Origin of the sequence: Sphingomicrobium lutaoense (assembly GCF_014195685.1) — a bacterium.
GTDB classification, from domain to species: domain Bacteria; phylum Pseudomonadota; class Alphaproteobacteria; order Sphingomonadales; family Sphingomonadaceae; genus Sphingomicrobium; species Sphingomicrobium lutaoense.
This window is the reverse complement of the sequence record NZ_JACICF010000001.1, coordinates 996862-1017605: the sequence shown is the minus strand read 5'-3', so window position 1 is coordinate 1017605 and position 20744 is coordinate 996862. Positions and strand designations below refer to the sequence as shown.

At 64.9% G+C, this 20744-nt stretch carries 20 protein-coding genes; 9 read left to right on the top strand and 11 right to left on the bottom strand.

Annotated elements, in window-relative coordinates:
* The first annotated feature begins 127 nt into the window (after positions 1-127).
* A complete protein-coding gene (locus tag FHS50_RS04870; RefSeq protein ID WP_183933232.1) occupies positions 128-1048 on the top strand; it encodes an FkbM family methyltransferase in 921 nt (306 codons plus the stop codon).
* Here the strand turns inward: FHS50_RS04870 and hemA are convergent.
* On the bottom strand, positions 1045-2265 hold the full coding sequence (gene hemA, locus FHS50_RS04865; RefSeq protein WP_183933231.1) for a 5-aminolevulinate synthase: 1221 nt from the start codon (positions 2263-2265) through the stop codon (positions 1045-1047). The genes FHS50_RS04870 and hemA overlap by 4 nt on opposite strands.
* Positions 2266-2322: 57 nt before the next feature.
* On the bottom strand, positions 2323-3105 hold the full coding sequence (gene murI / locus FHS50_RS04860) for a glutamate racemase (protein WP_183933230.1): 783 nt from the start codon (positions 3103-3105) through the stop codon (positions 2323-2325).
* A 74-nt stretch (positions 3106-3179) separates the two neighbouring features.
* Between murI and plsY the strand changes: the two genes are divergently transcribed.
* Both plsY and topA read left to right on the top strand, forming a co-directional pair.
* Positions 3180-3824 carry a glycerol-3-phosphate 1-O-acyltransferase PlsY gene (gene plsY / locus FHS50_RS04855; protein WP_183933229.1) on the top strand — a complete coding sequence of 215 codons (645 nt, stop codon included), beginning with the start codon at positions 3180-3182 and terminating at the stop codon, positions 3822-3824.
* Positions 3825-3992: 168 nt separating this feature from the next.
* Positions 3993-6494: a type I DNA topoisomerase gene (topA, locus tag FHS50_RS04850; RefSeq protein ID WP_183933228.1), complete on the top strand. Its 2502-nt coding sequence runs from the start codon at positions 3993-3995 to the stop codon at positions 6492-6494.
* Here topA and FHS50_RS04845 read toward each other — a convergent pair.
* Genes FHS50_RS04845 through FHS50_RS04825 form a run of 5 tightly spaced genes read right to left on the bottom strand, consistent with a single transcriptional unit; the run spans position 6491 to position 11144 of the window.
* Positions 6491-7240, bottom strand: coding sequence for a HesA/MoeB/ThiF family protein (locus FHS50_RS04845; RefSeq protein WP_183933227.1), 750 nt, complete (start codon positions 7238-7240; stop codon positions 6491-6493). The genes topA and FHS50_RS04845 overlap by 4 nt on opposite strands.
* A complete protein-coding gene (gene dut / locus FHS50_RS04840) occupies positions 7237-7680 on the bottom strand; it encodes a dUTP diphosphatase (protein ID WP_183933226.1) in 444 nt (147 codons plus the stop codon). Before dut ends, FHS50_RS04845 begins: the two co-directional genes overlap by 4 nt.
* Positions 7681-7683: 3 nt before the next feature.
* Entirely contained in the window at positions 7684-8865 is a 1182-nt protein-coding gene (gene coaBC, locus FHS50_RS04835) for a bifunctional phosphopantothenoylcysteine decarboxylase/phosphopantothenate--cysteine ligase CoaBC (RefSeq protein ID WP_183933225.1), read from the bottom strand.
* A 7-nt stretch (positions 8866-8872) separates the two neighbouring features.
* Positions 8873-10408 (bottom strand): 2-polyprenylphenol 6-hydroxylase, encoded by a 1536-nt coding sequence (gene ubiB, locus FHS50_RS04830; RefSeq protein WP_183933224.1) that lies wholly within the window; start codon positions 10406-10408, stop codon positions 8873-8875.
* A 4-nt stretch (positions 10409-10412) separates the two neighbouring features.
* Complete coding sequence (locus FHS50_RS04825) at positions 10413-11144, bottom strand: class I SAM-dependent methyltransferase (protein WP_183933223.1); 732 nt, start codon at positions 11142-11144, stop codon at positions 10413-10415.
* 61 nt (positions 11145-11205) lie between these two features.
* On the opposite strand from FHS50_RS04825, the gene mutM reads away from it, so the two are divergent.
* From mutM to dnaA, 3 genes are all read left to right on the top strand, one after another.
* A complete protein-coding gene (gene mutM / locus FHS50_RS04820) occupies positions 11206-12027 on the top strand; it encodes a bifunctional DNA-formamidopyrimidine glycosylase/DNA-(apurinic or apyrimidinic site) lyase (RefSeq protein ID WP_183933222.1) in 822 nt (273 codons plus the stop codon).
* A gap of 109 nt (positions 12028-12136) precedes the next feature.
* Complete coding sequence (gene rpsT, locus FHS50_RS04815) at positions 12137-12400, top strand: 30S ribosomal protein S20 (RefSeq protein ID WP_183933221.1); 264 nt, start codon at positions 12137-12139, stop codon at positions 12398-12400.
* A gap of 391 nt (positions 12401-12791) precedes the next feature.
* Positions 12792-14192, top strand: coding sequence for a chromosomal replication initiator protein DnaA (dnaA, locus tag FHS50_RS04810; protein WP_183933902.1), 1401 nt, complete (start codon positions 12792-12794; stop codon positions 14190-14192).
* A gap of 183 nt (positions 14193-14375) precedes the next feature.
* Here dnaA and FHS50_RS04805 read toward each other — a convergent pair whose 3' ends face one another.
* From FHS50_RS04805 to secB, 4 genes are all read right to left on the bottom strand, one after another.
* Positions 14376-15062 (bottom strand): DUF4136 domain-containing protein, encoded by a 687-nt coding sequence (locus FHS50_RS04805; RefSeq protein WP_183933220.1) that lies wholly within the window; start codon positions 15060-15062, stop codon positions 14376-14378.
* An 83-nt stretch (positions 15063-15145) separates the two neighbouring features.
* Complete coding sequence (gene trpS / locus FHS50_RS04800; RefSeq protein WP_183933901.1) at positions 15146-16141, bottom strand: tryptophan--tRNA ligase; 996 nt, start codon at positions 16139-16141, stop codon at positions 15146-15148.
* Between the two features lies 1 nt (position 16142).
* A complete protein-coding gene (gene murJ, locus FHS50_RS04795) occupies positions 16143-17711 on the bottom strand; it encodes a murein biosynthesis integral membrane protein MurJ (protein WP_183933219.1) in 1569 nt (522 codons plus the stop codon).
* Between the two features lie 22 nt (positions 17712-17733).
* Complete coding sequence (gene secB / locus FHS50_RS04790) at positions 17734-18252, bottom strand: protein-export chaperone SecB (protein WP_183933218.1); 519 nt, start codon at positions 18250-18252, stop codon at positions 17734-17736.
* Positions 18253-18443: 191 nt separating this feature from the next.
* On the opposite strand from secB, the gene FHS50_RS04785 reads away from it, so the two are divergent.
* From FHS50_RS04785 to FHS50_RS04780, 3 genes are read left to right on the top strand one after another with little or no spacing between them, the layout of a single operon-like run.
* The gene (locus FHS50_RS04785) at positions 18444-19094 is read left to right on the top strand and encodes a Tim44/TimA family putative adaptor protein (protein ID WP_183933217.1); all 651 of its coding nucleotides are present in this window, start codon (positions 18444-18446) and stop codon (positions 19092-19094) included.
* On the top strand, positions 19091-20230 hold the full coding sequence (mltA, locus tag FHS50_RS10680) for a murein transglycosylase A (protein WP_246332952.1): 1140 nt from the start codon (positions 19091-19093) through the stop codon (positions 20228-20230). The genes FHS50_RS04785 and mltA overlap by 4 nt, the downstream gene beginning before the upstream one ends.
* Positions 20211-20741, top strand: coding sequence for a Smr/MutS family protein (locus tag FHS50_RS04780; RefSeq protein WP_265569058.1), 531 nt, complete (start codon positions 20211-20213; stop codon positions 20739-20741). The genes mltA and FHS50_RS04780 overlap by 20 nt, the downstream gene beginning before the upstream one ends.
* Positions 20742-20744 lie beyond the last annotated feature (3 nt).

Below are 20744 nucleotides of genomic sequence, written 5' to 3'. Positions count from 1 at the left end.
GGGGATTCGCCACCCCGAACCCGCCCGGGGCGACAATCTTTTGCAATGCACGCTTCCCCTTGGCGCAGCCCTGCTGACAGCCTCCTCATTCTATCCTAGAAGCCCGGGCCGGGAAGAGGGGAGTTTCATGTCGGATCGCTGGATCAAGAGCCTCAAGGGGCCGGCCGCCGCGCTGCCGGACGATTTTCGCATCTGCATCGTCGATGCGGGTTCGGTCGGCGGGCTTCACCGCCGGTGGCACCAACTTCGTCCCTGGCTCGACCGGATCGGCTTCGACCCGCTCGACGAACGGGCCGACGATCCGAGTATCTACAAGACGCTGCTCGGCGACCGCGAAGGCGAAGCCACGCTCCACATCACGCGCCGCGAAACGATGAGCTCGACGCTCCGTCCGGACCGAAATTTCTTCTCGCCCTTCTGGAAAAAGCCCGATCATGTCGAGATCGTGCGCGAACTCACCGCGCCGATGGCCCGCCTAGACGATCTACTCGAAGGTCGCTCGCGCCAGCCGCAGGCGATCAAGATCGACGTGCAGGGCGGTGAAATGGCGATCCTCAAGGGCGCATCGCGTATCCTACGGGATTCGCTCATCCTCGCCGAGGTCGAATGCAGCTTCGCCGCCCGCTACGAAGGCCAGGCCACGATCGACGAGGTCATCGCGCATATGCGCGGCCATGGCTTCATCCCCGCCGCGATCGGGCGGATCAAGAATTACCGCTACCGCAATTCACATGGCGTCGACGACGCCAGCCTGGGCGGCGGCATCCGTGCGGGACGGCTCGGCTTTTGCGACATGGTCTTCCTGCGCGATCCCGAGAGCCTGTGGAGCCGCATCGCCGAGGGGAAGGACGATCCGCTCGCGGCAATCATGCTGCTCCTCGTCTATGGCAAGGCCGATATCGCGGCGGCGACCTTCGACCGCTCGGAGGACCAGCTGCCCGACAAGGCGCGCGAGGCGCTACGCCGCTTCTTCAAATCGCTGCAAGGCAATGGCGGCCTTCGCCAGCGCATCCACTGGGCGATCGACCAGCTTTCGCGAGGAGTCTAGGCGGCGGCTTCGCGTTCGAGGTCGAGCCGGCCCCAGATCTCGACCAGCGCCTTCACCAGCTGGTCCATCATCTGCTCGCTATGGCACGGCCCCGGCGTGAAGCGCAGCCGCTCGGTCCCGCGCGGGACGGTGGGAAAATTGATGGGCTGCACATAGACGCCATATTCGGCCAGCAGGATGTCGCTGATACGCTTGGCCTTGACCGGACAACCGACCAGCAGCGGGACGATATGCGTCACGCTCGGCATTACCGGCAGTCCCGCCGTGCGGAACTTGTCCTTCAAGAGCGCCGCGCCCGCCTGCTGCGCTTCGCGCTCCTCGGAGGATTGCTTCAGGTGCCGCACGCTCGCCAGCGCACCGCCCACCAGCACAGGCGAAAGCGAGGTGGTGAAGATGAAGCCCGGCGCATAGCTGCGGATGCAGTCGATGATCGTCTTGTCGGCCGCGACATAGCCGCCCATCACCCCGAACGCCTTGCCCAGCGTGCCTTCGATCAGCGTGATCCGGTCGGCGACCCCGTCGCGCTCGGAAATTCCGCCGCCACGTGCGCCATACATGCCCACGGCATGCACTTCGTCGAGATAGGTGAGCGCACCATATCGGTCGGCCAGGTCGCAGATCTCGGCGATCGGCGCGATGTCGCCGTCCATCGAATAGACGCTCTCGAAAGCAATGAGCTTGGGCGTCTCGGCGGGCACTTCCATCAACAGCTGCTCGAGATGCTCGAGATCATTGTGCCGGAATACGCGCTTCTCGCAGCCCGAGTTGCGGATCCCCGCGATCATCGAGGCATGGTTGAGCTCGTCCGAAAAGATGACGCAGCCCGGCAGCAGCTTGCCGAGCGTCGACAAGGCCGCTTCGTTCGAGACATAGCCCGAGGTGAAGAGAAGCGCGGCTTCCTTGCCATGCAGATCGGCCAGCTCTTCTTCCAGCTCGACATGGAGATGGGTGTTGCCGCCGATGTTGCGCGTGCCGCCCGAACCCGCGCCGACGCTGTGCAGCGCCTCTTCCATCGCCTCGACGACCTTGTCGTGCTGGCCCATGCCCAGATAGTCGTTCGAACACCAGACGGTGATCGGCTTGGGGCCGTTATGCCCGTGAAAGCAACGCGCATTGGGATAGGCGCCCTTGGTGCGCAGGATGTCGATGAAGACGCGATAGCGCCCCTCGTCATGCAAGCGCTCGATCGCTGCCTTGAAGATAGAATTATAATCCACTGCCCGTCGCTCTACTTCCGCTTTCGAGGCGCCCTTTAAAGGGCTTTGCCCAATTTATCAAAGGGTGAGCATCTCGGTAAGGCCAAAGCGTTCCAGCGCGGGCCGCAGCGCCTCGGGCGCAGGGCCGGTGAAAATCGCTTTTCCCGAAGGCGCGCCGGCGGGCCAGTCCTGCCCGCGAGTGAGATGCGCGATGCGCCGGGCGATGCCCTGGCTCCCGTCGATGAAGTCGGTGCCGGGAAAGGCCTTGGCCAGATGGTCGGCGAGCAAGGGGAAATGGGTGCAGGCCAGCACCACCACGTCGATCTTCTCGCCATGTTCCTTCTCGAACAGCGGGCGTGCGGCCTCGGCGGCTTCCTCTTCGCTCACTTCTTCGCCCGCCAGCCGCCGTTCGGCCAATTCGACCAGCTGCGCCGAACCATGGCGAAGCACGATGCAATCCTCGGCGAACTGCGCGCTCAGATCATCGACATAAGGCTGGCGCACCGTCGCTTCGGTGCCCAGCACGCCGATCACTCGGCTTTTCGACCGTTCGGCGGCGGGCTTGATCGCCGGAACAGTGCCCACCACCGGAATGTCGAGCGCGGCGCGCACATGGTCGAGCGCGATGGTGCTCGCGGTATTGCAGGCGATCACGACGAGGCGCGGATGCACGCGCTCGGTCAACCGCCCCAAAAGCGCGGGAACGCGCGCGGCAATCTCGCCTTCGCTGCGGGTGCCATAGGGAAAGGCGGCATTGTCGGCGGCATAGACGATCGGCGCATGGGGAAGGAGCGCACGGGTCGGGCCGAGAATGGACAGCCCCCCGATCCCCGAATCGAAAAATAGCAGCGGTGCATCCATGCCCCCTGCTTTGGGGATGCGCGGGCCAATCCGCAACATTGCGCTGTCGGCTGCATCGCTCTAGGCAATCTGCCATGGCCGTCACCGAATATCTGCCTGCCCTGGCGCTGGGCTATCTGCTCGGATCGATTCCCTTCGGGCTCCTGCTCGCCGCGATGCTGGGCAAGGGCGACCTGCGCACTATCGGCTCGGGCAATATCGGCGCGACCAATGCCTTGCGTGCCGGAGGAAAAGGACTGGGTGCCGCCGTCCTCTTCCTCGATGCGCTCAAAGGCGCGGCCGCGGTACTCATTGCCCGCCACTTCCTTCCCGATGGGCCGATGGAACATGGCGCCGAAATCTTCGCCGCCACCGGGGCCTTCGTCGGCCATCTCTATCCCGTCTGGCTCAAGTTCAAGGGTGGCAAGGGCGTGGCGACCTTCTTCGGAATCCTGATTGCCCTTCTTCCCGTCGCGGCGCTGGTCGCCGCGCTGGTGTGGGTGGGGCTGTTCCTAATCACCCGCATTTCCTCGGTTGGTGGGCTGGGCTCGGCGATCAGTGCGCCCATGACTGCCGCCTTTATGGGCGCCGAACCCTATTTCGGCATGTTGCTCGGTTTCACGCTTCTCATCCTGTGGAAGCATCGCGACAATATCCGCCGGCTCCGCGCCGGAGAGGAGAAGCGCTTCTCGGCGCGCCGCGAAGAAACAAGGGCAACGGGTGACCAGCGGCCTTCTTGACCGGGTTCGGTTGATCCGCACCCCAGTGCAGCTCGCGCTTCTCGAACTCGATCTGGCCGGGCGGCTCGACCGCCATGCCGGGGCAAAAGCCAGCTTGCGAACAATGGACTTGACCGCCACATGAGGGGCCGGATCATCGCGCGTATACACGTGTAAGGACGCCTCGAATTGAAACTTGTCATCGTCGAATCGCCCGCCAAGGCGAAGACCATCGAAAAATATCTCGGTCCGGGCCACAAGGTGCTCGCCAGCTATGGTCATGTCCGCGATCTCCCCGCCAAGGACGGCTCGGTCGACCCCGATGCCGACTTCGCGATGAAATGGACGCAGAATTCGGACAAGACCAAGCAGATGAAGGCGATCACCGACGCCGCCAAGTCGGCCGAAGCCCTCATCCTCGCGACTGACCCTGATCGCGAAGGCGAAGCGATCAGCTGGCACGTCCAGGAACTTCTCACGCGCAAGAAGGCGCTCCCCGCCGAGGTCGAGCGCGTCACCTTCAACGCGATTACCAAGAATGCCGTGACGCAGGCGATGACCCAGCCGCGCGCGCTCGATACCGACCTTATCGACGCCTACCGCGCCCGCCGCGCGCTCGACTATCTCGTCGGCTTCACCTTGTCGCCGATCCTCTGGCGCAAGCTGCCGGGCGCCCGCTCGGCGGGCCGTGTCCAGTCGGTCGCGCTGCGCTTGATCGTCGACCGCGAACGCGAAATCGAAACCTTCGACCCGCGCGAATATTGGCAGGTCGGCGCGACCTTCGAAAGCGACGGCACGCCCTTTTCGGCTCGCCTCGTCCGCTTCGACGGCAAGAAGATTGACCGCCTCACCATCGGCACCAGGGCCGAGGCCGACGCGGCGAGGCACGCCGTCGAGGAAGGCCATTTCACGGTCGAAAGCGTCGAGACCAAGCCTCTCACCCGCAATCCGCCGCCCCCCTTCACCACCTCGACGCTCCAGCAGGAAGCTGCGCGCAAGCTCGGCTTCTCTGCCAGCCACACAATGCGCCTGGCGCAGGGCCTCTACGAGGACGGCGCGATTACCTATATGCGCACCGACGGCGTCCAGATGGCCGGCGAGGCCCTGTCCGCCGCGCGCAAGGCGGTCGCCGAACGCTATGACGCGGGCTACCTCCCGGACAAGCCGCGCCAGTACAAGTCGAAGGCCAAGAATGCGCAGGAAGCGCATGAAGCCATCCGGCCCACCAACTTCTCGCGCGACGCGGCAGGGCAGGGCGATGCCGCTCGCCTCTACCGCCTGATCTACAACCGCGCGCTGGCCAGCCAGATGGCCGCCGCCCGGCTCGAGCGCACCACCGCCGAACTCACTGACGGAGCGGGCCGCTGCGTGCTTCGTGCCACCGGCCAGGTGGTCAAGTTCCCGGGCTTCATCGCGCTCTACGAGGAAGGCCGCGACGACAGCACCGACGAGGAAGAAGGCCGCATGCCCACGCTGCGCAAGGGCGATGCGCCGCGCAAGGAAAAGGTCGAGGCCACCCAGCATTTCACCCAGCCGCCGCCGCGCTTCTCCGAAGCCAGCCTCGTCAAGCGGCTCGAGGAACTCGGCATCGGCCGTCCCTCGACCTATGCCGCGACGCTCCAGACCTTGAAGGACCGCGACTATGTCCGGCTGGAGAAGAACCGCTTCATTCCCGAGGAATCGGGGCGCCTCGTCACTGCCTTCCTCGAACGCTTCTTCGAACGTTATGTGTCTTATGACTATACCGCCGAACTCGAAGAGGAACTGGACGATGTCTCGGGCGGCCGGCTCGACTGGCAGCGGCTGCTCCACGACTTCTGGCGCGACTTCAAGCCCAAGGCAGGCGAGGTCATGGACCAGAAGCCGAGCGACATTACCGCCGCGCTCGACGAATTTCTCGCGCCCTGGCTCTTCCCGGAAAAGGACGACGGCTCCGACCCGCGCCTCTGCCCCAAGTGCGGCGAAGGCAAGCTGAGCCTTCGCGGCGGCAAGTTCGGCGCTTTCGTCGCCTGCTCCAACTATCCCGACTGCAAGTTCACGCGCCCCTTCGGCGTGCGCGGCGAAGAGGCGCAGGAAGGTCCCGCCGAGCTGGGCGAGGGGATCGAGATCAAGGTCGGCCGCTTCGGCCCCTATGTCGAACAGGAAGTGGACGGAGAGAAGAAGCGCGCCTCGATTCCCAAGGATGTCGACCGCTCGACGGTCGATCTCGAAATGGCAAAGAAGCTGCTTTCGCTCCCCCGCACGGTGGGCGAGCATCCCGAGACCGGCAAGCCGATCACCGCCTCGATCGGGCGCTACGGCCCCTATGTCGCGCATGACAGCACCTATGGCCGCCTTTCCTCGACCGAGGAGGTGTTCGAGGTCGGGATGAACGCGGCGGTCGCCAAGCTCGCCGAGGCCAAGGCCCGCAAGGGCGGCTCTCGCGGCGCACGCGAGCCCATCGCGGTGCTCGGCAAGCACCCGACCAGCGAAGGCGAGGTGAAGGTGATGGAAGGCCGCTACGGTCCCTATGTCACCGACGGCAACACCAATGCCACCTTGCCCAAGGGAAGTGAGCCCAAGGACGTCACGCTCGAAGAGGCGATCCGCCTCATCGACGAACGCGCCGCCAAGGGCCCCGCGAAGAAAAAGCGCAAGGCTACGAAGAAGAAGGCTCCGGCGAAGAAGAAGCCCGCGACAAAGGACGCCTAGCCGGGCGTCCCGCAGGCGCGGCAGGCGGGGTCGGCGACAAGGGTGATCGCTTTCCAGCGAGCGCGCACCCCGTCGAACAGGTGAAGCGTGCCTGCATCCGAAGGGCCGATCCCCGCGAGGTGGCGGATCGCCAGCATCGCGGCGAAATGGCCCATCGTCCCGGTGAGCGCGCCGAGCACGCCCAGTTCGGCGCAATTGTCGCAGTCGTCGCTGTCGAAGGCCTCGCCCACGAAACAGCGATAGCAGGGCTGCCCGGTCAGGAGCGCCGCCTGCCCCTGGAATTGTGCCGCCGCCCCCGAAACGAGCGGCAAGCCCAGCTTGACAGCCATGTCGCTCACGATCAGGCGCGTGCGGAAATTGTCGCTGCCGTCGATTACCAGGTCGTGCCCGCTTAACAGGTTTTCGGCATTGTCCTCGTCAACCCGTTGATCAACCGCCACAATCTCGATGTGGGGATTTCGCTCGGCGGCAAAGCGCGCAGCCAGTTCGGCCTTGGACCTGCCCACATCTTCGCTGCGGTAGAGCGGCTGGCGTGCAAGGTTCGAAACATCGACCTGATCGTCATCGACGATATGGATGCGTCCCACGCCCGCTCCGGCGAGCGAGGGAAGCGCGCCCGCACCGATCCCGCCCGCTCCGACAAGCAGGACCGAGGAAGATTTCAGCCGCTGCTGCCCGGCACCCCCGAACTGCGGCAGGACGATGTGCCGCGCATAACGGTCAAGCTCATCGTCGCTGAAGGTCATTTGGTCCCGGTCGATCCGAACCCGCCATGCCCCCGCTCGGTATCGTCGAGTTCGGAAACCTCGTCAAACCGGGCAAGCGTGACTTCGGCGGGCACCAGCTGGGCGATCCGCTCGCCGCGCTTCACTTCGAAGGCCTCGGGGCCATGATTGATCAGCAGCACCTTCAACTCGCCGCGATAATCGCTGTCGATCGTGCCGGGCGTGTTGGGAACGGTGATGCCATGCTTGAAGGCCAGCCCCGAACGGGGGCGCACCTGGATCTCATATCCCTCGGGGATCGCCACGCGGAAACCGGTGGCGACCGGATGCCGCTCGCCCGGCGCGATGGTCACGTCTTCGGCGGACACCACGTCCATCCCCGCCGCGCCGGGCGTGGCATATTGGGGAAGGGGAAGACCCTCGCCATGGGGCAGGCGGGCGATCTGGATCGAAATTGCCATATGTTATGAAATCCTGTCGATAAGCATTTGTGCAACCTGGGCTTTCGTCATCGCTCCCATGTCGGTCACCCCGTCCCTGGTGACGATATGGACGCGGTTGTGATCGCTTCCCATGACGTCGCCCGACACATCGTTGGCGACGATCCAGTCGGCCTTCTTGCGCTCCAGCTTGGCGGTCGCATTGGCGATGACATCGTCGGTCTCGGCGGCAAAGCCGATGAGGAGGCCGGGACGGTCGGGGCGCTCGCCCAATTCCCTGAGGATGTCGGGATTGGCCTCGAACTGCAGTTCGGGCGGCCCGTCGCCTTTCTTCAACTTCGAAGCGCTGGCCGCCACGCGCCAGTCGGCGACCGCGGCGACCATGAAGGCAATATCGGCGGGAAGCGCGGCTATCACCGCGTCGCGCATCTGGACTGCCGTCATGACGTCAACGCGCGTCACGCCGAAGGGCGTGGGCAGCGAAACCGGACCCGCGACCAGCGTCACCCGCGCTCCCGCGCGTGCAGCGGCGGCGGCAATGGCAAAGCCCTGCTTGCCCGAAGAGCGGTTGGCAAGGACGCGCACCGGATCGATGGGCTCGTGCGTCGGTCCGGCCGTGACCAGCACATGCTTGCCCGCAAGCGGCCCTTCGCTTCCCGCCAGCGGCGGAGCGGTCTCGCCCGTGTGGGGCAGCGCCGCGAGGATCGCCTCGGGATCGGGCAGGCGGCCCGGCCCATATTCGCCGCACGCCATCGGTCCTTCGTCAGGATCGATGACGCTGACCCCGTCAGCCTTCAACTGCGCGATATTGCGCTGCGTCGCGGGATGCTCCCACATCTTCACATTCATCGCGGGCGCGATGGTGACGGGCTTGTCGGTGGCCAGGAGAAGGGTGGTGGCAAGATCGGTGGCCAGCCCCGCCGCCATCTTGGCGATGAGATCGGCGGTCGCCGGACAGACCAGCACATGGTCGGCTGCGCGGCTGAGCTCGATATGCCCCATCTCCACTTCGTCCTTGAGATCCCAGAGCGAGGTATAGACCGGGCTCTCGGCCAGCGCGGCAAGGCTCATCGGCGTGACGAAATGCTGCGCGCCCTCGGTCAGGACGGGGGTGACTTCATGCCCCGCCTTGCGCGCATGGCGCACCAGTTCGGCTGCCTTGTAGGCCGCGATGCCCCCGCCGATGATGAGAAGGATGCGCGCCATCTTCCGCCTATCCCAGCCACCAGGCCATGCCCGCCGCGCCCGCCGCACCGGCGATGAGGGCAGTGAGAAGATAACCGAAGCCGCGCGGCCGCTCAATCATCGTGACTTCAGGCAGCGGGGGCGGGGGAGGCGCCGCGCCCGGCGTCGGATAGGAGGCCTCGATCCGCTGGAGAAGCGAGGGCAGGCGACCCAGCGCATCGATCGTCTCGTTGATGCGGTCGGCCAGCGCGGTCTCGGGGCCCAGCTCGGTGCGCATCCATTCCTTGAGGAAAGGCTCGGCGGCTTCCCACATGTTGATGTCGGGATCGAGCGCGGTGGCCACGCCTTCCTCCATCACCATCGTCTTCTGGAGAAGGAGGAGATGGGGCTGGGTCACCATGTCGAAATCGCGCGTGATCGCGAACAGTCCCTCGAGCATCCGCCCGACGCTGATGTCCTTGACGGGCAGGCCGCGCATCGGCTCGCCCACCGCGCGCAGCGCCGTGGCGAATTCCTCGACATTGTGATGCGGCGGCACATATTGCGCCTCGAAATGGATCTCGGCGACGCGGCGATAATTGCCGGTGATGAGGCCGTAGAGGATCTCGGCAAGCCACAGCCGCGCCTGCCGGTTGATCCGTCCCATGATGCCGAAATCGACCGCCGCCAGTCGCCCGTCGGGAAGCGCGAACAGATTGCCCTGGTGAAGGTCGGCATGGAAAAAGCCATCGACCACCGCTTGGCGCAGGAAAGCGCGGACAAGGATTACTGCCAGCGAGGGAAGGTCATGCCCCGCCGCGATCAGTTCGTCGCGCTTGGTGAGCTTGATCCCGTCGATCCAGTCCATCGTGAGGACGCGGCGCGCAGTGCGGGTCCAGTCGATTTCGGGAACGAAGAAGCCGGGTTCGGCGACCATATTCTCGCGCAGTTCGGACGCCGAGGCGGCTTCGCGCTGCAAGTCGAGTTCGCGGCGCGTCCATTGCTTGAAATAGGCGATGACCTGGCGCGGGCGCAGCCGCTCGGCTTCGCCGCCCAGCGTCTCTACATGGGCCGCTGCCCATTCATAGGTCTCGATCGCCTCGGCAAAGACATCCTCGATGCCGGGCCGAAGCACTTTCACCGCGACATCGCGCCCCTCGACGGTGACCGCGCGATGCACCTGCGCGATCGAGGCCGCACCCACGGGCTCCTCGCTGAATGAGGAAAAGATCGTTTCCAGCGGTGCTTCCAAGGCGCTTTCGACCGCTTTCTTGACCTCGGGAAATGGCGCGGGCGGCAGATTGTCCTGCAACTGGAGAAGGTTCGCCGCGGCTTCCTCGCCGACCAGGTCGGGCCGCGTCGCCAGCGCCTGCCCCAGCTTGATCGCCGCAGGACCGATCTGCTTCAGCGCGGCGGCATAGTCGGGTGTTTCGGGCTGGCGCGTTCCGAACCGCGCGATGCGCACCAGGCGTCGAACCCCCGGCGGGGTGAGGGGATCGCGCTCGATCCCCCGTAGCGCGCCATGCCGCGCAAGCGTCCGGCCCCATTTGAGAAGGCGCCACAGATGCGTCGGTGCAGAAGCCATGCGCCTAGATCTTCCACCCCGAATGGATGGCGACCAACCCGCCGAGAATCGGCTGGTGCCGGACCTGCGTGAAACCCGCTTCCTCGATCATCGCGGCAAATTCGCCCATGCGCGGGAAACGGCGGATCGATTCGACCAGATATTGATAGCTGTCGGCATCGCCAGCCACCGCCTTGCCGACGCGCGGAATGACATTGTCGGCATAGGCTTCGTAAAGTTCGCCGAACCCCGGCCATTCGCTGGTCGAGAATTCGAGGCAGAAGAACCGCCCCCCGCGCTTCAGCACGCGATGCGCTTCGCGAAGCGCCGCGGGAATATCGGTGACGTTCCGGATGCCGAAGGCGATCGTATAGGCGTTGAACTGTTCATCGCCGAACGACAGCTTCTCGGCATTCTCGACCTGCCATGTCAGCCGGTCGAGGTTGCGCTTCTCGGCCCGCTCCATTCCCACCGCCAGCATGTCGGGATTGATGTCGCTCACCGTCACGTCCGCGCCCCGCGCGGCCATGCGGAAGGCGATGTCGCCGGTCCCGCCCGCCATGTCGAGAACGCGCTCGCCGGGCCGCGGCTGCACCTTGGCCACGAACCGGTCCTTCCACAGCCGGTGCATTCCGCCCGACATCAGGTCGTTCATGACATCGTAGCGGCGTGCGACCGAGGAAAAGACCCCGCCGACCCGCCGCGTCTTCTCCTCGCGGCTGACGATCTCGTCGCCGAAATGGACTTCATCGCTCATGGCAAGTGGCCCTAGCAGGGGTTGGCGAGGGTGGGAACGCCCCTTATCTCCACTTTCACCCATGCCCGAACTTCCCGAAGTCGAAACCACCGTGCGCGGACTGGAGCGCGTCATGCTCGGGCGCAGCATCGCCCGGGTCGAGCTGCATCGCCCGGACCTTCGCCGTCCCTTCCCGCAAGACCTCGGCCAGCGCCTCACGGGCGCCACCGCCAGCTCCTTTTCGCGCCGCGCCAAATATGGCCTGATCGGCACCGACCGGGGTGACACGCTCATCTTCCACCTCGGCATGTCGGGCCGCTGGCGCATCGACCCCGACGATATCGGCAAGCATGACCATCTCGTCCTCACGCTCGGCGATGGCCGCCGCCTCAGCCTCAACGATCCCCGCCGCTTCGGCTCGGTCGAGCTCCTGCCCACAGACCGCCTCGATGACTATCCCGGCTTCGAGGGAATGGGCCCCGAACCTGTCGGCGCCCCGCTCACCGGAGCGATGCTCCGCGAACGGCTCGAAGGAAAGACCGTCGCGATCAAGCTCGCTCTCCTCGACCAGCGCGTCGTCGCGGGCCTCGGCAACATCTATGTCTGCGAAGCGCTTTACCGCGCGGGCATCGCGCCGGGCCGCAAGGCGGGCTCCATCGGCAAGGCCCGCCTCGATGCGCTCGCCGGCCATATCCAGGACGTGCTCGAAGAAGCGATCGCCGCAGGCGGCTCGACCCTCCGCGACTATTCGGCCCCCGATGGAGAGCTCGGCTATTTCCCGGAACGCTTCGATGTCTATGGCCGCGAAGGCCAGCCCTGCCGCACCGATGGCTGCGACCGTGAAGTGCGCCGCCGCGTGCAAGGTGGCCGCTCGACCTTTTATTGTGCGCATTGCCAGCGCTAGAATGCTTGACCTTGGTTGCGACCACCGCTAGGGGAGCGCCAGAACGCGCGGCCCCTTCGTGGCGGCCCGCTTTTTTTCTTTGATTGAACAGATAGTTGAGGTCCTATTCATGGCGAACACGCCGCAAGCCCGTAAGCGCATCCGTCGCAACGCGCGCCGCGCCGAAGTCAATGGCGCGCGCGTCAGCCGTATCCGTACCTTCATCAAGCGAGTCGAACTGGCTCTCGAAGGCGGCAAGAAGGACGAGGCCTTCGATGCCCTTAAGGCTGCACAGCCCGAAATCGCACGCGGCGTCGCCAAGGGCGTGATGCACAAGAACACTGCCGCGCGGAAGATCAGCCGCCTGGCAAAGCGGGTGAAGGCGCTGGGCTGATCGCCCCCTTCGCGAACGACTTTTGACGGGCCGCCGGAACCCTCCGGTGGCCCGTTTTCTTTGGGTTAAATCAAAAAGTCAGCTTTTCCCGCGATTCGCGTCCCAAAGCCCCTCCAAACACCTCTCAAAAGTCGCGAAAATCGGGCTTTTCTCCATTTTTCGCGGCTTTCCGCTGTCAAGACTCTTTATTTCGGATTTATGAAAAAAAGCGACTTGAAACGCGGCCCTTCGCGAACTTAAAAAGATCACTCCGGCGGCGAAAACTCGCCCCGGGGGGCAAGATAGAGTGTGTGATTTTCGACGCCGCGGCACCCTGCTGCGCGTAACGGATCCGCTTTGTCTTCAACGGACGAGAAGGAGGCGCAGGCCAGTGCAGGGCAATGAAGACGGTATGCGCCAAGACGATGCACAAGCGATCGCAGAACCGCTTGATGCCGCTTGGGAAAATATCCGTACCGGGCTTCGTCGCGACATCGGTGCCCGCACCTTCGACGGCTGGCTGAAGCCTGCCGAACTCGGTCGTTTCGATGCCGAATCGGGAATCGTCGAAATCCAGATGCCGAGCCAGTTCATGGCCGATTGGGTCAGCAGCCATTTCGGCGACCGACTCAAGCTCGCCTGGACCACGGCACTTCCGCTCGTGCGCGACGTGAAGATCGTCGCCGCGGCCGATGCTCCCCGGCCTTCGCCCCTATTGATTCTCGAGGACACGCCAACGGCTGAAGAACATTCGGCCACCGTGAGCGCGGGCGGCGAGCGTGATCCTTCCGCGCCCAATTTCGATGCCCGCTACCGGTTCGACACTTTCGTCATCGGCAAGGCCAACGAAGTCGCGGCCACCGCGGCCAAGACGCTCGCCTCGACCGAAAAGGTCGGCTTCAACCCGCTGTTCATCCATGGCGGCACGGGTCGCGGCAAGACGCACCTCCTGCATGCCATCGGCCAGGCCTTCCTCGAATCGCATCCGGGCAAGTCGGTCGTCTCGATGTCGGCCGAAAAATTCATGGTCGAGTTCGTCCGGGCGCTGAAGCAGAATGACACGATCGGCTTCAAGCAGCGCCTGCGCAGCGCCGATCTGCTGCTCATCGACGATGTGCAGTTCATCGCGGGCAAGGATTCGACCCAGGAAGAATTCTTCCACACGATGAACGAGATCATCAACGCGGGTCGCCGTCTCGTCATCACCTCGGACCGTGCGCCGCAGGATCTCGACGGCATCGCGCCGCGTATCCTCTCGCGCCTGTCCTGGGGGCTGGTCGCCGACATCAACCCGGCGGATTACGAACTGCGCCTCAACATCATCGAGGCCAAGCTCGAAGCGCTTCCGGGCGTCGACATGCCGCGCGCGGTGGTCGAATTCCTCGCTCGCCGGATCACCAACTCGATCCGCGAACTCGAAGGTGCGCTCAACCGCATCGCGGCCTATGCGATGATGACCGGCCGCGACATCGACGTTCCCTTCGTCGAGGAAGTGCTCGCCAACGTGCTGCGCGCCAATCAGCGCCGCATCTCGATCGACGAGATCCAGACGCAGGTCGCCGAACATTTCCGCATCCGCAAGGCCGAGATGTCGAGCGCGCGCCGCGCCCGCGAGGTCGCGCGTCCGCGCCAGGTCGCGATGTATCTGTCGAAACAGCTCACGCCCAAGTCGCTTCCCGACATCGGGCGCCGCTTCGGTGGCCGCGACCACACCACGGTGATCCACGCGGTCAAGCAGATCGAGCGGCTGCGCGCCGCCGACAGCGAACTCGACGCCGACATCCGCCTTCTGACGCGGCAGCTCGAAGGCTGAAACTCTAGTCCGTTCCAGTCCCCAACTGGACAAGGGAAGGCCCGCCCGGAGAATTGATCCGGACGGGCCTTTCTTTTTGCCCGGATGCGTTTCGGCAGAACGAGGCCCGAACGGGAAAAGAAAAAGGGCCCGCAAGGCACCTGTCCTTGCGAGCCCATTGTCTCGTCTCGATCCGATCCGGCCCTAGTCGTCTTTTTCGGGGCGAACCGTGATCTTGACCGTTTCGCCATTGTTGCCCGGGAAATCGGTGAACATGGCGGTGATCAGGTTGGGAACCAGCGAACCCAATTCGTCGGTCCGGCTACGCGCCTTGGCGCTGCCTTCGAAGATCGCTTCGCCGGTTTCGGCGCGGCGGATGTCGAGTTCGAGTTCCGAACGATATTCGGTGTAGCTGCGGATATGGTCGCGGCCCCAGGGCGAATACCAGAAGGGATCGTCCCAGCCATAGCTGTAGGGCAGGCGACGACCATAATAATGGTGCCGCGCGTAGAGCGGGCGATACCGCCAGCGATAGAAGGGATCGTAGAAGGCGCGGCGCTGGTAGGCCCAGCGGTCGAAATAGGGGTCGGAGACGACCCGCTCGCGGCCCTCGTCGACATCATAGCCGAGCTGGACGATCATCGTGGCTTCCTCGGCGCTCGCAGCCGGGCGATAGCCCTCTTCCTGCATTTCCTTGGAGACCATTTCGGCATAACGGCTGAATTCGAGCCCGCCCTTTTCGGCGGGATCCATCGGCACGACGAAGAAGCTTTCGCCATTGGGCGGCGGCATGGCTTCGAACCTGCTCACCTTGGTGGGCAGGCCGGTGGCGCACGCCGACAGGCCGAGAATGGCAACGCTGGCGAGCGCGGAAGTGAACAGTCTACGCATGACTTATCCTTGCGCTAAATCCTTGATTGATCAAGCTTATAGCACAGTTCGCCGTGAACAGGGCATGAAGCCGCAATGTCGGGTTAACGACGCAGCCCCACTGCTCGATAGGCTGCCGCCAGCGTCGGCTGCGCCAGCGTGCGCGCTTTCTCGGCGCCCTCGTCAAGAATGCGGTCGAGTTCGTCCTGGTCGTTGCGAAGTTCCACGAGTCGCTCGCGAAGCGGCGACAGCATCGCCACCAGTGCATCGGCAAGCAGCGGCTTGAACTCGCCGAAACCCTTGCCCGCATGTTCGGCTAGCACCGCTTCGACCGGCCGGTCCTCGATCGCCGCAAGGATGCCGACGAGGTTGCGCGCCTCGTGCCGCTCATTGAGGCCCTCGGGCGTCTCTGGCAGCGGCTCGGGGTCGGTCCTCGCCTTGCGTACCTTCTGGACGATGAGATCGTCATCGTCGGTAAGGTTGATCCGCGTCATGTCGCTTTCGGCTGACTTGGACATCTTCTCGCTGCCGTTGCGAAGGCTCATCACGCGCGCCGCCGCGCCGCCACCGATATAGGGCTGGGGAGGGGTGAAGAGTTCGACGCCATTGTGATGGTTGAACGCCTCGGCAATGTCGCGCGCCAGCTCGATATGCTGCTTCTGGTCCTCGCCCACCGGCACATGGGTGGCATTGTAGAGAAGCACGTCGGCGGCCTGCAGCACGGGATAGGTGAAGAGGCCGACGCTCGCCTTTTCGCGATTCTTGCCCGACTTGGCCTTGAACTGGGTCATCCGGCTGAGCCAGCCCATGCGCGCGGTGCAGCCCAGGATCCACGCCAGCTCGGGATGCGCGGGGACGTCCGAATGGGCAAAGAGGATCGATTTCTTGGGATCGATCCCGCTGGCGATCAGCGCCGCCGCCATCTCGCGCACATTGGCGCGCAGCTTGGCGGGATCGACATCGACCGTGATGGCATGGAGATCGGCAAGGAAGAAAAGGCACTCTGCCTCGTCCTGCATCCGCACCCAGCGCAGGATCGCGCCGAGAAGGTTGCCGAGGTGCAGATCCCCGGTGGGCTGGATTCCCGAAACGACGCGCATCTTATCCGGCATTGTCGACTTTCTTCTTGCGCAGGAGGATGAGGATATCCTCCTTGTCCATCGCGCCCGTGAACCAGGCAAGGGTGAGGTAGACGATGCCGCCCGCGCCGACCAGCGCCAGCGTCCCCACGACCCGCTTGCCCGCCGAGGCATCGAAATAGCCTTCGAGCCGCCCTTGCAGCAGGATGATCACCGCGGCCATCGCGGCGGCGGCGAACAATTGCTTCACCAGCCGCCAGACGAGCCAGCGCTCGAAATGAAAATGCCCCTTGGCGGCAAGGATGACATAAAGCGCGATGGCATTGAGCCAGGCCCCCACCGCGGTCGAGATGGGAAGGACGATGATGCCCAACTCGTCGATGAACATGAAATTGGCAACGACGCCCATGAACAGGGTGACGAGCGCGACAATCACCGGCGTGCGGACATTCTTGCGCGCATAGAAGCCCGGGGCCAGCACCTTGATCATCACATAGGCAGGCAGGCCCGCGACGAGGATCGCCAGCACTTCGCCGGCATTGGCGGCGTCCTGCGCGGTGAACTCGCCGCCTTCGAACAGCACGGTCATGATCGGGATCGCCGCGACCGACAGGCCGATCGCCGCGGGAATGGTCAGCAGCATCGCCAGTTCGGTCGCGCGGCCCTGCACATTGGCTGCCTGCTTCAATTCAGCCTTCTCGATATGGCGGCTGATCGCGGGCAGGATGGCAGTGGAGATCGCCGCCCCGACCAGCGCGAGCGGCAGCTGGTTGAGCCGGTCGGCTTGCTGGAGATAGACCATGCTGCCCGTTGGCAGGACGGTCGCGAAATAGGTGTAGAAGACCTGGCTGATATAATAGCCCCCCGCACCCAGCGTGGCGGGCAGGATGATGATCAGCAGTTCCTTGACGCGCGGCGTCATCTTGGGCGGCCGCAGTTTGAGGGTGAGGCCCGCACGCTTGGTCGCGATGACCAGCAGCGCCAGTTGCAGGACCCCGCCTGCCAAGACGCCCCATGTCATTGCCCGGGCCGTGGTCACTCCGCCTTCTGGAAAAAGCAGCAACGCGATCACCAGCGCGACATTGAGAAGAGCGGGCGCGAAGGCCGCGGCGGTAAAGCGCGACAGGCTGTTCAATATGCCGCTGAACAGCGACACCATCGAGATGAAGATGAGATAGGGAAAGACGATCCGGCCCAGTTCGACCGCGAAGGAATAGCGCGCGGGATCGTCGGTCCAGTTATCGCTCACCACCAAGATCACCACCGCGGGCATCGCGATGACGAAGATGGCGGTGACGATGATGAGGACCGGCAGGAACACCGCCTGCACTTCCTCGGCAAATCGCTTGGCCTCGGAAAGATCGTCCCCCTTCTCGCAATAGCGCGCGAAAAGAGGGACGAAGCCTTGGGAGAATGCCCCTTCGCCAAACAGGCGGCGCAAGAGGTTAGGAAGCTGAAAGGCCCAGTAGAAAATGTCCGCCGCCGCGCTCGCCCCCATGATGCGGGCGAAGATCATCTCGCGGACGAAGCCGAGGATCCGGCTGACGAGGGTCAATCCGCCGATCGTCCCCCCGGCCTTGACGAGGTTCATGGCCCCAGCGTTCCCTTAGAGGTCAGGCGTCGGCCGTTTCCGAGCCGCCATTGGTGCTGCTCGGGGCCTGCTGGGCCTGCATCTGCTGCAGGTAGGTGGAACGGAAGTCGATCGGCTCGAGCATCAGCGGCGCAAAGCCCGCATTGCCCACCGCCTCGGCAACGATCTGCCGCGCGAAGGGGAAGAGCATCGTCGGCGCTTCGACATAGAAGAAGGGATGCAGCTGCTCTTCCGAGATATTTCGGAAGCCGTAGAGACCCGCATAGGTCAGATCGACGATGAAGTGCGTGCCTTCTTCCGAAGCCGCCTTGGCCTCGATCTTGAGGATGACTTCACGAACGCCTTCGCCCGCCGGTTCGACGGCGATGTTGAAATTGACGTCGATGCGCGGCTGGTTCTTCCACTGGTAGACCGTCGGGCTCGACGGGTTCTCGACCGAGAGATCCTTCACATATTGCGCAAGATTGGCCATCTGAGGCGCATTTTCGGGATTGTCGCCCTCGGGCTGCTGCGGCTGGGGCGGGGTTTCGTTCTCGGCCATCGGAAAAATCCTGTCTTTTTGAGATGAATGCTGCCCCTCTCGGGCAGCCATGATAAGATGCGCCGCGACTAGCAGTAGGGGCGACACGGCGCAACATCGAGGCGGCTGGGCCGTTCATCTCTTTGAAAAGCGCTGCCAGGCATCTTATGTAGGATCGCGAATTGCTCGTTTGAATCGGATTGGACATTTCTTTGACCGCTCTTGTTATCCTCGCCCTTGTCGCTCTTTTCGTTGGCCTGCGCCTCTACAGCGTGCTGGGCGAGCGGACCGGCCATGAACAGACCGTCAAGGCGGCCGAGCCCGACGCCCCGCTGGATGCGCCGGTGCGCGACGAGCGGATGAGCCCCGACTCGGTGGGTCAGGACGATGCGGGCACCGCCTATCTCCCGCTCGCGGGCCCCGGCGTCCGCGCCTTGCTCGCCGCCGATCCGGGCTTCGATGTCGCGCGTTTCCTCGACGGTGCCGAACAGGCCTATCGCATGATCCTCGAGGCTTTCTGGAAGGGCGATCTCGAAGAAGTGCGCCCGCTCGTCGACGACAATGTCTACGAGGCCTTCGCGGGCGCGGTCGAGGCTCGCAAGGCTGAGGGGCTTACCCTCGACAACCGCCTCGTCGCGATCGACCAGTCGCTGATCGCCGCGGCCCGCCTCGAAGACCGGGTCGCCGAAGTCACCGTCCGCTTCGAAGCCGACATCGCCGCGGTCACCCGCAATGCCGATGGCGAAGTGGTGGCCGGCTCGCTCAGCGACGCCGTCCAGACCCGCGACCGCTGGACCTTCCGCCGCGACATTTCCGCGAGCGATCCGAACTGGATCCTCGTCGAGACCGACGAAGAGGAATGAGGGGCCTCAAGGCAGCCGCTCTCGCTGCCAGTCTCCTTCTAGCTGCCTGCGCCCCGCGTACCGCCGTCACCAGCGCCGCCACGCCCGTCGTGCCCGTGAATGCACTCGCGGCAGGAGTGCAACTCGCCGCCGCGATGCCGGTGGCCAGCCAGACTGCAGCACAGGCGCTGACCGCCTTCCGGAAAAGCTGCCCCAGGCTCGTGCGCCGCGAGGATGCATCGGGCCTCACCCGTCCCGAGGAATGGTTGCCGCTCTGCGAGGAAGCCGAGCGCATTTCCCCCGCCGACGCCGCTCGCTTTTTCGCTACCCGCTTCGCCTGGGTCGAGGTCGGTGGCGGCACTGCCTTCGCGACGGGCTATTTCGAACCGGAAATCGCCGGTTGCCGACGCCCCCGTCCGGGCTGCACCACCCCCATCTATTCGCTCCCGCCGGATCTGATCCGAGGCCAATTCAGCGACGCAAGCGGGGAAGGGCGAGGCCGCTATGACGAGAATGGCAATTTCGTCCTCTATCATGACCGCGCCGCGATCGATGCGGGCGCGCTTGCCGGACGCGGGCTCGAACTCGCCTGGGCGGTCGATCCGGTCGAACTCTTCTTCCTTCACATCCAGGGGTCGGGCCGCGTTCGCATGGACGACGGTTCGGTGCTGCGCATCGGCTATGCGGGCCAGAACGGGCGCAGCTATGTCGCGATCGGCAAGCTCCTGCGCGAACGCGGCCTGATGGAGCCCGGCACCATCACGATGGAAAGCCTTCAGGCTTGGCTGCGCGAGGACCCGGTGCGGGGAGCCGCGCTGATGGCCGAAAATCCCTCCTACATCTTCTTCCGTGTCCTCGAAGGCGAGGGGCCGCTCGGCGCTCTCGAAGTCCCGGTGACGGGCCGCACCACGGTCGCAGCCGATCCGAAATTCGTCCCCTTGGGCGCGCCTGTCTGGCTCGACATGGACAGCGATGTCGCCGACGGGCTGTGGGTCGCGCAGGATACCGGCGGGGCGATCAAGGGCGCGAACCGCTTCGACACTTTCTGGGGCGCGGGCAGCGAGGCGCGCCGCATCGCCGGGGCCATGTCCTCGTCGGGACGCGCGCTCGTCCTTCTTCCCAAGTCCGCCGCGGCCCGTGCGCAAGCTCGGCGATGACGAAGCCGAGCTCTGGGCCAGGGTGGTGGCCACGGTAGAGCCGCTGTCGCGCGATCCCGCGACCCGCGATACTCCGCCGCCCGCATCACCACCGCCGCGCGCCGCACCGCTTCGCCGCCGCCCGGTTGCATCTCCGCCACCTGCGCCCCCTCCGCGCAAGGCTCCACTCGACGCCTCGACGCTCGACGGGGGGTGGGACCGGCGCCTGCGCGGCGGAAAGGTCGCGCCCGATCGCGTGCTCGACCTTCATGGCCACAGTCTCGATCGCGCGTGGGAAGCGATTGACCGGGGCCTCGACGATGCCATCCGGCAGGGCGAACGCCTCGTCCTTCTCATCACCGGCCATGCGCCGCGCGGCGAACCCCCCGTGAAGCGGGGCCGGATCCGCGCCGCGGTTAACGACTGGCTCGCCGCTTCGCGCCATGCCGACCATATCGCGGCGGTGCGCGGCGCGGCCCCCGCGCACGGAGGACGCGGCGCGATCTACGTGGTGCTGCGCCGCCGCCGCTGACCC

What these genes read in the sequence shown, in the direction of transcription:
- coaBC (WP_183933225.1), bottom strand. Translation starts at nt 8,865, where the DNA reads ATGGCGCGCATCCTTCTCATCATCGGCGGGGGCATCGCGGCCTACAAG.
- secB (WP_183933218.1), bottom strand. Translation starts at nt 18,252, where the DNA reads ATGGCCGAGAACGAAACCCCGCCCCAGCCGCAGCAGCCCGAGGGCGAC.
- ubiB (WP_183933224.1), bottom strand. Translation starts at nt 10,408, where the DNA reads ATGGCTTCTGCACCGACGCATCTGTGGCGCCTTCTCAAATGGGGCCGG.
- mltA (WP_246332952.1), top strand. Translation starts at nt 19,091, where the DNA reads ATGAGGGGCCTCAAGGCAGCCGCTCTCGCTGCCAGTCTCCTTCTAGCT.
- plsY (WP_183933229.1), top strand. Translation starts at nt 3,180, where the DNA reads ATGGCCGTCACCGAATATCTGCCTGCCCTGGCGCTGGGCTATCTGCTC.
- dut (WP_183933226.1), bottom strand. Translation starts at nt 7,680, where the DNA reads ATGGCAATTTCGATCCAGATCGCCCGCCTGCCCCATGGCGAGGGTCTT.
- trpS (WP_183933901.1), bottom strand. Translation starts at nt 16,141, where the DNA reads ATGCGCGTCGTTTCGGGAATCCAGCCCACCGGGGATCTGCACCTCGGC.
- FHS50_RS04805 (WP_183933220.1), bottom strand. Translation starts at nt 15,062, where the DNA reads ATGCGTAGACTGTTCACTTCCGCGCTCGCCAGCGTTGCCATTCTCGGC.
- mutM (WP_183933222.1), top strand. Translation starts at nt 11,206, where the DNA reads ATGCCCGAACTTCCCGAAGTCGAAACCACCGTGCGCGGACTGGAGCGC.
- murJ (WP_183933219.1), bottom strand. Translation starts at nt 17,711, where the DNA reads ATGAACCTCGTCAAGGCCGGGGGGACGATCGGCGGATTGACCCTCGTC.
- dnaA (WP_183933902.1), top strand. Translation starts at nt 12,792, where the DNA reads ATGCGCCAAGACGATGCACAAGCGATCGCAGAACCGCTTGATGCCGCT.
- FHS50_RS04825 (WP_183933223.1), bottom strand. Translation starts at nt 11,144, where the DNA reads ATGAGCGATGAAGTCCATTTCGGCGACGAGATCGTCAGCCGCGAGGAG.
- FHS50_RS04845 (WP_183933227.1), bottom strand. Translation starts at nt 7,240, where the DNA reads ATGACCTTCAGCGACGATGAGCTTGACCGTTATGCGCGGCACATCGTC.
- rpsT (WP_183933221.1), top strand. Translation starts at nt 12,137, where the DNA reads ATGGCGAACACGCCGCAAGCCCGTAAGCGCATCCGTCGCAACGCGCGC.
- FHS50_RS04870 (WP_183933232.1), top strand. Translation starts at nt 128, where the DNA reads ATGTCGGATCGCTGGATCAAGAGCCTCAAGGGGCCGGCCGCCGCGCTG.
- murI (WP_183933230.1), bottom strand. Translation starts at nt 3,105, where the DNA reads ATGGATGCACCGCTGCTATTTTTCGATTCGGGGATCGGGGGGCTGTCC.